Source organism: Streptomyces sp. NPDC004629 (assembly GCF_042873595.1).
Classification (GTDB): Bacteria; Actinomycetota; Actinomycetes; order Streptomycetales; family Streptomycetaceae; genus Streptomyces.
Map to the genome: position 1 here is coordinate 162,673 of NZ_JBIALO010000018.1, position 10,350 is coordinate 173,022.

The 10,350-nt window shown below is 70.3% G+C and carries 9 protein-coding genes; 6 read left to right on the forward strand and 3 right to left on the reverse strand.

The features are described 5' to 3' along the window. The first annotated feature begins 112 nt into the window (after positions 1–112). Complete coding sequence (locus ACFYTE_RS26580) at positions 113–469, forward strand: iron-sulfur cluster assembly accessory protein (protein WP_006135694.1); 357 nt, start codon at positions 113–115, stop codon at positions 467–469. Between the two features lie 123 nt (positions 470–592). On the opposite strand, the gene ACFYTE_RS26585 is transcribed toward ACFYTE_RS26580, so the two are convergent. Then, positions 593–2,251: a hypothetical protein gene (locus ACFYTE_RS26585; protein ID WP_388715245.1), complete on the reverse strand. Its 1,659-nt coding sequence runs from the start codon at positions 2,249–2,251 to the stop codon at positions 593–595. Positions 2,252–2,377: 126 nt separating this feature from the next. After that, complete coding sequence (locus ACFYTE_RS26590; RefSeq protein WP_388715247.1) at positions 2,378–2,587, reverse strand: hypothetical protein; 210 nt, start codon at positions 2,585–2,587, stop codon at positions 2,378–2,380. Between the two features lie 129 nt (positions 2,588–2,716). Between ACFYTE_RS26590 and ACFYTE_RS26595 the strand changes: the two genes are divergently transcribed. Next, positions 2,717–3,691 carry a carbohydrate kinase family protein gene (locus ACFYTE_RS26595; protein ID WP_388715250.1) on the forward strand — a complete coding sequence of 325 codons (975 nt, stop codon included), beginning with the start codon at positions 2,717–2,719 and terminating at the stop codon, positions 3,689–3,691. An 88-nt stretch (positions 3,692–3,779) separates the two neighbouring features. Here the strand turns inward: ACFYTE_RS26595 and ACFYTE_RS26600 are convergent, their stop codons facing one another. Then, positions 3,780–5,165, reverse strand: a complete 1,386-nt coding sequence (locus ACFYTE_RS26600) for a cysteine desulfurase/sulfurtransferase TusA family protein (protein ID WP_388715253.1) — start codon at positions 5,163–5,165, stop codon at positions 3,780–3,782. Positions 5,166–5,493: 328 nt separating this feature from the next. Here ACFYTE_RS26600 and coxB point away from each other — a divergent pair, with 328 nt between their 5' ends. From coxB to ACFYTE_RS26620, 4 genes are all read left to right on the forward strand, one after another. Then, positions 5,494–6,453, forward strand: coding sequence for a cytochrome c oxidase subunit II (coxB, locus tag ACFYTE_RS26605; RefSeq protein ID WP_388715256.1), 960 nt, complete (start codon positions 5,494–5,496; stop codon positions 6,451–6,453). Then, the gene (gene ctaD / locus ACFYTE_RS26610) at positions 6,450–8,186 is read left to right on the forward strand and encodes a cytochrome c oxidase subunit I (protein ID WP_388715259.1); all 1,737 of its coding nucleotides are present in this window, start codon (positions 6,450–6,452) and stop codon (positions 8,184–8,186) included. Before coxB ends, ctaD begins: the two co-directional genes overlap by 4 nt. Further along, positions 8,183–8,581, forward strand: a complete 399-nt coding sequence (locus ACFYTE_RS26615) for a cytochrome c oxidase subunit 4 (protein ID WP_388715262.1) — start codon at positions 8,183–8,185, stop codon at positions 8,579–8,581. Before ctaD ends, ACFYTE_RS26615 begins: the two co-directional genes overlap by 4 nt. Before the next feature lie 131 nt (positions 8,582–8,712). Next, entirely contained in the window at positions 8,713–9,984 is a 1,272-nt protein-coding gene (locus ACFYTE_RS26620) for an Ig-like domain-containing protein (RefSeq protein ID WP_388715264.1), read from the forward strand. The last annotated feature ends 366 nt before the right edge of the window (positions 9,985–10,350 follow it).

Here is a 10,350-nt window from a genome sequence, read left to right on the forward strand (position 1 = left end):
GAATCCAGAGGAAAGAACGCGACAACGCGAATGCCCGGCCCGGAATGAATCCGCGGACCCGCCGGTTGCACTCGTCGGCAAGCAGTCTCCGTACAACCCGGGAGAGATGTAGATGTCCGTATCGGACGAGACCACCACCGTCACCGACGGCATCATCCTGACGGACGCCGCGGCGTCCAAGGTCAAGGCCCTGCTCGACCAGGAAGGCCGTGACGACCTCGCGCTGCGCGTGGCCGTCCAGCCCGGCGGCTGCTCCGGCCTGCGCTACCAGCTCTTCTTCGACGAGCGCTCCCTCGACGGGGACGTGGAGAAGGACTTCGGCGGCGTCAAGGTCGTCACCGACCGGATGAGCGCTCCGTACCTCGGTGGCGCCACCATCGACTTCGTGGACACGATCGAGAAGCAGGGCTTCACGATCGACAACCCGAACGCGACCGGCTCCTGCGCCTGCGGCGACTCCTTCAGCTGAGCCACCCAAAGGCGGCGGCCCCTCCCGAGCGAGGCGCCGCCGCCCCGTGCGTGCTCCGGCAGCAGCGCCCCGGAAGGGGCGCGCGTCCGGCCACAACGCCGTCGCAACCGACCGACCGCGCACTCACGGCCGTGGCAGCGGTCCGCGCCCGCCCTCCGGGATCGGCTTGCCGTCCGTCCCGACCACGCTTCGGCCACCCAGCGGCGCATCCAGCGCAACGGTCTTCCGGTACTCCTTGGCGATCAGGATGCAGACCTTGTCCGGCCACGGCTTCTCCGTCACCGTGACCGTCACCCGCTTCGCGCTCTCCTCGACGGACGCCGTGTAGTCGGCGCACACCCCGCCCATGAAGCTCACGGTCAGTTTTGAGTCCTCGGCCGTGTAGCCGTCCACGGTGACGTCCCGGGTCTTCGGCGCGGGTCCGGACTCCGCGGGCGGCGCGGCCGACGGGCTCGCCGCGCCCAGGTACTCGGGGTCCACCGCCGGATACGTCACCGTGAAGGCGTCCCGTGCGCCCGTGCCCCGCACCTCGAACAGCCAGGACGGCACCAGCGTCTGCCGCCCCCGGACGGAGTGCGCGGCCAGCCCGAAGACCGCCGCGCGTACGGTCGCCGTGCCCTGCCGCGGCGCGGCCGTCGGCGGCTCGGCCTCGCACGGCTGCTCCAGCCGGTCCTTCAGGGGTACGGGGCCGGCGCAGCCGCCGATGCCCATGCGGTGGTCGGTCCTGGGCGCCGCGTTCATCAGGTCCAGCGTCCGCCGCGCGCTCAGGACGGGATACGTGTCGCCCTTCTCCGGCGCCTTCAGCAGCCCGCTGCCGGCGACCACGTCGCCCTGCCCGCTCACGGTCAGCCCGGTCGTCCAGCCGTACGTGGGCCGGCCGCCGACCACCGGATCGGCGTTCACCACCCGCTGGGCGCCCACCACCCGGCTCGCGTCGATCTTCGCGTCGTCCTGGCCGAGCGCCTTGAGGACCGGCGCCGCCGCCTGTTCCGCGGCGGGCACGCTCACGGGTTCGGCGGCGGGGTCGGCGGGTCCCTGCGTACAGGTGGTGGTGCCCTTGCAGTTGTCGGTGCCGGGTGCGTACCGCTGGAAGGTCCAGTTCCCCGGCGCCTGCCCGGCCACCCGCAGGCTCGGCCCCGCGCCGTCCTGCCCGGAGCCGACCCGCCAGCCCGCCGTGTCGGTCACCGGCTTGCCGTCCACCCCGAGTGCCACCGCCAGCCGGGCCACGTCCTCTGCGGTGACCTCGCCCGCGGGCCGGTACACCGGTGCCGAGCCGGGCCCGTCGGGCAGGGCGCCGCTCGCCTTGTACGTCACGCCGTACGGAGCGGGCTCACCGGGCGCGATCCCGTTCGTGCCGCCCGAGGGCGCCGGCGAGCCCGCCGAAGGCGCCGCGTATCCGTCCAGGGCGAGCCGCGGGGGAGTCCCGCCGGCACCGGACGCCGGGCCCGGGCCACCGCCCGAACCGCCGCCCGCGGTGGCGGCCAGATAGGCCCCGCCACCCCCGGCCAGCAACACGGCCACCGCGACGGACACCACCACGGAAGACCGCCGCCGCCCGCCGGCCCCGGCCCGCACGGCATCCCCCTCTTCCGCGCTTACTTGCTTTTCCGCGTTCCCCTGTGCCTCCCCGTTCCCCTGTTCCTCGCCGTTTCCCCGTGCCTCTCCGTTCCCCTGTTCCTCCGTGGTCTCCTTCTCCGGCGCGGTCCTTCCGGCGGTACCCGCGGCCGCGTCCTCGTCGTCCCGGTCGGGGGTGTCGGGGTTGTCGGGTCGCTCGGTGTTCACCGCATCGCTCCTTGGTGGGTCGTTTCCCGCATCCCCTTCCAGGGGGACAGCGATGGGACGAGGAACGGGAGCGCGCGGTTCCCACGGGCGCGCGCCGGGACCGGCCGCGCGCCCCCGCGGGGCGGCTCAGTCGCCGTAGTCCGACATCGCGTCCAGCAGCCGGGCGGAGCGCGGCGGGACGGTCACCCCGTGGATGAGCGACGGCGGCACCGGACGGGCGTCGGCGTCCCGGTGCACCGTCCAGCGCGGAGCCATCCGGGCGCAGTCGCCGCGCAGCGAGGCCAGGTCTCCTTCGAGGTCGGCCGGGGCGGGGGAGTGGACCTTGAGGTTCGTCATGAGGGCACCGTAGACAGACCGGATTGTGCGGAGAAGGATCTGCTATCGGCTATTTTTGCCGACTTCAGCGCCCTGTGCGAACCGGGTAGCGTGAACTGTCAAACTGCCTCCCTCAGGAGAGTCCTCGCCGTGCGCATCGCAGTCACCGGCTCCATCGCCACCGACCACCTCATGACGTTCCCGGGTCGCTTCTCCGACCAGCTCGTCGCGGATCAGCTGCACACCGTCTCGCTCTCGTTCCTGGTCGACAACCTCGACGTCCGCAGGGGCGGTGTCGGCGCGAACATCGCCTTCGGCATGGGGCAGCTCGGTACGCGGCCGATCCTGGTCGGTGCCGCGGGCTCCGACTTCGACGACTACCGCGCCTGGCTGGAGCGGCACGGCGTGGACACGGACTCCGTGCGCATCTCCGAGACCCTGCACACCGCACGCTTCGTGTGCACCACCGACGCCGACCACAACCAGATCGGCTCCTTCTACACCGGCGCGATGAGCGAGGCGCGGCTCATCGAGCTGAAGACCGTCGCCGACCGGATCGGCGGCCTCGACCTCGTGCTGATCGGCGCGGACGACCCGGAGGCGATGCTCCGGCACACCGAGGAGTGCCGCTCCCGGGGCATCCCGTTCGCCGCCGACTTCTCCCAGCAGATCGCCCGCATGGACGGGGAGGAGATCCGGATACTGCTGGACGGCGCCACGTACCTGTTCTCCAACGCCTACGAGAAGGGCCTCATCGAGTCCAAGACCGGCTGGAGCGACCAGGAGATCCTCGGCAAGGTCGGCCACCGGGTCACCACCCTCGGCGCCCGCGGCGTCCGCATCGAGCGGGCCGGCGACGAACCGATCGAGGTCGGCTGCCCGGAGGAGGAGCGCAAGGCCGACCCCACCGGCGTCGGCGACGCGTTCCGCGCCGGCTTCCTGTCCGGTCTCGCCTGGGGCGTCTCCCTGGAGCGTGCCGCCCAGATCGGCTGCATGCTCGCCACCCTCGTCATCGAGACGGTCGGCACCCAGGAGTACCAGCTGCGCCGCGCCCACTTCATGGACCGCTTCACCAAGGCGTACGGCCATGACGCGGCGGCCGAGGTGCAGGGCCGCCTCGCCTGACCAAGCGCTCCGCTGGATGCGCGGCGATGCGTACAGCCCCGCGCCCCTTCGGGGCGCTGTCGAACCGCAGCGTACTCACCGGAACCGCTCAGGCCGCCCGGCGGACCACATAGGCCGAGCCGTGGTCCGCCGGCTCCTCGCCGACGTACTCCTGCCCGCGCATCTCGCACCACGCGGGGATGTCCAGCCGGGCCGCCGCGTCGTCCGCGAGCACCCGCACCTCGCCGCCCACCGGTACGTCCCCGATGACCTTCGCCAGCTCGATCACCGGAATCGGGCACCGCTTGCCGCGGGCGTCCACGACGAGCGCCCCGGACCGGGCGGGGGCCGTCACCGGCGCCGGCGCCGGCGCGCCGAACTTCTCCCGCACCCCCGCCACCGCACCCGGCAGCACCGACAGGAACCGCTCGACGTCCGCCTCGGCCGTCCCCGGCGGCAGCGACACCCGTACGTTCCCCTCGCTGAGCACCCCCATCGCCCGCAGCACATGGCTCGGCGTCAGCGTGCTGCTGGTGCACGACGAGCCGGACGAGACGGAGAAGCCCTCCGCGTCCAGCGCGTGCAGCAGCGTCTCGCCGTCGACGTAGAGACAGGAGAACGTGACGATCCCGGGCAGCCGGCGGTCCGCATCGCCGACCACCTCCGTGTCCGGCACCGCCCCCGGCACCCGGGTCCGGATCCGGTCCGTCAGTTCCCGCAGCCGGACCGCCTCCTTGGCGGCCTCGGCCCGCACCGCCCGCAGCGAGGCCGCCGCGGCCACGATCGCCGGAATGTCCTCGAACCCGGCCGCCCGGCCCGACTCCCGTTCGTCCGTGGGTCCTTGGGCCGCGAACCGGACGCCCTTGCGCACCACCAGCAGGCCCACCCCGGGCGGTCCGCCCCACTTGTGGGCGCTGCCCGTCAGCAGCGACCAGCCGCCCTCGACCGGCCCCCACGCCAGCGACTGGGCCGCGTCCACCAGCAGCGGCACCCCGGCCGCCCGGCACATCTCGGCGACCGCCGCCACCGGCTGCACGGTGCCCACCTCGTGATTGGCCGACTGCAGACAGGCCAGCGCGGTCTCGGGACGCAGCGCGGCCGCGTACGCCGACGGGTCCACCGCCCCCGATCGGTCGACCGCCACTCGGGTGACCGTCCCGCCGTCCCGCTCGTGCACGTCGGCGGCATGCAGCACCGAGGAGTGTTCGACGGCTGACACGATCAGGTGGCGACCGGCCCGCCGCCGCCCGGCCAGCGCCCCCGCGATCCCGGTGTGCACGGCCCGGGTCCCGGACGAGGTGAACACCAGCTCGTCCGGACGGCAGCCCACCGCCTCCGCCGCGGTCTCCCGCGCGGCGTCCAGCAGCAGCCGCGCCCGCCGCCCCTCCCGGTACAGCCGCGCGGGATCGGCCCACCCCTCATCCAACGAGGCCAGCAACGCCTGCCGAGCGACAGGATGAAGAGGAGCAGCAGAAGCACCATCGAAGTAGCCCATACAGCAACGTTAAAACCCCCCACACACCAAGCCCCCAAAGGGGCGCGGGGAACCGCACGCCAAGCCACAACGCCACCGCACCCGCCAAAGCCCCCGAACCCCCGACCTCCAAGGCGCCCCCACACCACAGCACCCCGCTCTCAGCCGCCCAAACCCTTCATGGCACGACCCGCGGCGCGAAGGGCCCCCTCCCCGCAACCCCCCGGAGGGCGTGGGCTAGGGTTTGGTCCGCATAAACATCCAAACCCCTGCCCGACGCAGGGCGGCGACCGACCAGCGAGAAGGCCGCAGCCGAACCGCGCGGGCGAGACTCTCGGGAAGGCGCTACGTGAGTCCCAACGGCTCCGACCGCTCGCCGCGGCGCCCGATGCGGCGGAAGCTGCTGCAGGCAATGACCGCGGGCCTGGTCCTGGCGACCGCTACCGGTTGCACATACAAGGACTTCCCCCGCCTTGGTATGCCCACCCCGACCACGGAAGAGGCTCCGCGGATCCTCTCGCTGTGGCAGGGCTCCTGGGCTGCCGCGCTCGCCGTCGGCGTGCTGGTGTGGGGCCTGATCCTGTGGAGTGCGATCTTCCACCGGCGCAGCCGGACCAAGGTCGAGGTTCCTCCGCAGACTCGGTACAACATGCCGATCGAGGCCCTGTACACCGTGGTCCCGATCATCATCATCTCGGTGCTGTTCTACTTCACCGCCCGGGACGAGACGAAGCTCCTGGACCTCTCGAAGAAGCCCGACGTCACGGTCAACGTGGTCGGCTTCCAGTGGAGCTGGGGCTTCAACTACATCGAGAGCGTTCCCGGTTCGACCGGCGACGCGAAGACCGACAAGAACCTGGAAGCCATTCCGAGCCGGTTCAAGGACGAGTTCCCGGCGAGCGCCGGCGGTGTCTACGACGTCGGTACGCCGGGCACCCGGAACCCGCAGACCAACAACCCGGGTCCGACGCTGTGGCTCCCGAAGGGCAAGACGGTCCGCTTCGTCCTCACTTCGCGTGACGTCATCCACTCCTTCTGGGTGGTGCCGTTCCTGATGAAGCAGGACGTCATCCCGGGCCACACGAACGCCTTCCAGGTGACCCCCAATCAGGAGGGCACCTTCCTCGGCAAGTGTGCCGAACTCTGCGGCGTCGACCACTCCCGGATGCTGTTCAACGTGAAGGTCGTCTCCCCCGAGCGCTACGAGCAGCACCTCAAGGACCTCGCCAAGAAGGGGCAGACCGGTTACATTCCCGCGGGCATCGCGCAGACGAGCCACGAGAAGAACCGGGAGACGACAAACCTGTGAGCATCCTCAACGAACCCCAGGGTGCCGCGGCAGCTGAAGACTCGTTCGAGAACGAGCTGCCGGTCAGGCGCAAGCAGCCCGGCAACGTCGTGGTGAAGTGGCTGACGACCACCGACCACAAGACGATCGGGACGCTGTATCTCGTCACGTCGTTCGCGTTCTTCCTGATCGGCGGCGTGATGGCGCTGGTCATGCGCGCCGAGCTGGCCCGGCCGGGTCTGCAGATCATGTCGAACGAGCAGTTCAACCAGGCGTTCACGATGCACGGCACGATCATGCTGCTGATGTTCGCGACGCCGCTGTTCGCCGGCTTCGCGAACTGGATCATGCCGCTGCAGATCGGCGCGCCGGACGTGGCCTTCCCCCGGCTGAACATGTTCGCCTACTGGCTGTACCTGTTCGGCTCGCTCATCGCGGTCGGTGGCTTCCTCACCCCGCAGGGCGCGGCCGACTTCGGCTGGTTCGCCTACTCCCCGCTGTCCGACGCGGTCCGCTCGCCCGGTATCGGCGCCGACATGTGGATCATGGGTCTGGCCATGTCCGGCTTCGGCACCATCCTCGGCTCGGTCAACTTCATCACCACCATCATCTGCATGCGCGCCCCCGGCATGACCATGTTCCGCATGCCGATCTTCGTGTGGAACGTGCTGCTGACCGGTGTCCTGGTGCTGCTCGCCTTCCCGGTCCTGGCCGCCGCCCTGTTCGCGCTGGAGGCCGACCGCAAGTTCGGCGCCCATATCTTCGACGCCGCCAACGGCGGAGCGCTGCTGTGGCAACACCTCTTCTGGTTCTTCGGCCATCCAGAGGTGTACATCATCGCGCTACCGTTCTTCGGCATCATCTCCGAGGTCATCCCGGTCTTCTCCCGCAAGCCGATGTTCGGCTACATGGGCCTGATCGCCGCGACCATCGCCATCGCCGGCCTGTCCGTGACCGTGTGGGCGCACCACATGTACGTCACCGGCGGTGTGCTGCTGCCGTTCTTCTCCTTCATGACCTTCCTGATCGCGGTCCCGACCGGGGTGAAGTTCTTCAACTGGATCGGCACCATGTGGAAGGGCTCGCTGTCCTTCGAGACACCGATGCTCTGGGCGACCGGCTTCCTGATCACGTTCGTCTTCGGCGGTCTGACCGGTGTCATCCTGGCGTCGCCGCCGATGGACTTCCACGTCTCCGACTCGTACTTCGTGGTGGCCCACTTCCACTACGTCGTCTTCGGCACCGTCGTCTTCGCGATGTTCTCCGGCTTCCACTTCTGGTGGCCGAAGTGGACCGGCAAGATGCTGGACGAACGCCTCGGCAAGATCACCTTCTGGACGCTGTTCATCGGCTTCCACGGCACCTTCCTGGTACAGCACTGGCTGGGCGCCGAGGGCATGCCGCGCCGGTACGCCGACTATCTGGCGGCCGACGGCTTCACCGCGCTGAACACGGTCTCCACGATCTCGTCGTTCCTGCTGGGTCTGTCGATCCTGCCGTTCCTCTACAACGTGTGGAAGACGGCCAAGTACGGCAAGAAGGTCGAGGTCGACGACCCGTGGGGCTACGGCCGTTCGCTGGAGTGGGCGACGTCCTGCCCGCCGCCGCGGCACAACTTCCTCACCCTGCCTCGGATCCGCAGCGAATCCCCGGCGTTCGACCTGCACCACCCTGAGATCGTGGCCCTGGAGCAGCTGGAGTACGCCGGTCACGGCAGCAGCGCCATCGCGGGCGGCAAGGAGGCCGGCAAGTGAAGATCCAGGGCCATTTGTTCATGTGGCTGAGTGTCTTCGTGCTCGCCGTGGCGGTCGTCTACGGCGTGTGGTCGAAGGAGCCGGCCGGTACCACGGCGCTCTTCCTGGCCTTCGGCCTGTGCATCATGGTCGGCTTCTACCTGGGCTTCACCGCCCGGCGGGTCGACGTGGGTGCCCAGGACGACAAGGAGGCCGACGTCGCGGACGACGCGGGCGAGCTGGGCTTCTTCAGCCCGCACAGCTGGCAGCCGCTCGCCCTCGGCATCGGCGGCGCGCTGGCCTTCCTCGGGATTGCGGTCGGCTGGTGGCTGCTGTACTTCTCGCTGCCGATCATCCTGGTCGGCCTGTTCGGCTGGGTTTTCGAGTACTACCACGGCGAGAGCCGCACTCAGTAGTACGCACCGGACACGCACGGGAGCCCGGTCCCCGCAAGGGGGCCGGGCTCCCGTCGTCATTATTTCGGGGACATTCACCCGGACGGCTCACCCAGCGCGCCGGTGTTGACGATGCTTCCTAGCGTGAGGTCATGAGCCAGACTGCGTTCCCCCGAGCCCGCATCCGCACCGTCGTCGGCTGCACGCTGCTGGTCACCGCCCTCGGTACCGGCGTCATCTCCTGCGGTTCGCACGGCGAAGACCCCCTGGCGGCCAAGCCGTACGACGCGGCGGGCCAGATCTCCTTCAACGCTCCCAAGGACGCCGGGAAGAAGGCCGACCCGGACAAGCCCCTTGAGGTGACCGCCAAGAGCGGAGAGGGGCGCATCACGGACGTCACGGCCGTGGACGCGACAGGACGCTATGTGGCGGGCGAACTCGCGGCCGACGGCAGCCGCTGGCACAGCACCTCACCGCTCGCCGCCGACGCCCACTACACGGTGCGGGTCAGCACGGAGAACGCGGACGGGGCGCCCGGCCGCAAGACCCTCACCTTCGACACCAGTCGGCCCACCACGAAGAAGACCCTCGACGTCACCTTCGGCCCCGAGGCGGGCGAGTACGGCGTCGGCCAGCCCATCACGGCCGAGCTGAACGAGCCCGTCAAGGACAAGGCGCAGCGCGCCATCGTGGAGAACGCCCTCCGGGTCGACTCCACGCCCGCGGTGAAGGGCTCCTGGTACTGGGTGGACGACAAGCAGCTGCACTACCGCCCCGAGGACTACTGGCCCGCCCACGCCACCATCCAGGTGCACAGCAACCTGGAGGGCATCCGGATCGACGACCGGCTGCGGGGCGGCAAGGCGAAACCCCTGAAGATCACCACGGGGGACCGGGTCGAGGCCGTCACGGACGCCGCCACGCACACGCTGACGGTGTACAAGAACGGCCAGGAGATCAACCAGGTCCCGATCACCACCGGCAAGCCGGGCTTCGAGACACGCAACGGCGTCAAGGTGGTGCTGGAGAAGGAGTACTTCGTACGGATGCGCGGCACCACCGTCGGAATCGCCGAGGGCACCGCGGACTCGTACGACCTTCCGGTGTACTACGCGACCCGTGTCACCTGGTCGGGCGAGTATGTCCACGCCGCCCCCTGGTCCGTCGGCTCCCAGGGCTCCGCCAACGTCAGCCACGGCTGCACCGGCATGAGCACCGGCAACGCCAAGTGGTTCTACGACACGGTCCGCCCCGGCGACATCGTCAAGGTCATCAACTCCAACGGTGACCCGATGGAGCCGTTCGACAACGGTTACGGCGACTGGAACATCGACTGGACCAAGTGGCGCACCGGCAGCGCCCTGGCCTCCGGCACCACAGCCCCCCACCAAACCACCCCCCGCCTGGACCCCAAGCCCCTATAACCCCCACACCCCCCGCGCCCCAAATGGGCGCGGGGGTGCATCGATCCGCGCCTCCACCGCACGGGCGCGCCCACCCCGACGCTGCCGAGGCTTGCCGACGGCGGTCTGTGCCCCTTAGGGGCGCGGGGAACTGCGCGATCAACCACGATGCAGCCGCATCCGCCCGACGGCGGTCTGTGCCCCTTAGGGGCGCGGGGAACTGCGCGACCAGCCACAACGCAGCCGCAGCCGCCCGACGGCGTTGCACGGCCTGCCGGGGGGCGCGATCAGCCACGATGCAGCCGCATCCGCCCGACGGCGGTCTGTGCCCCTTAGGGGCGCGGGGAACTGCGCGACCAGCCACAACGCAGCCGCAGCCGCCCGACC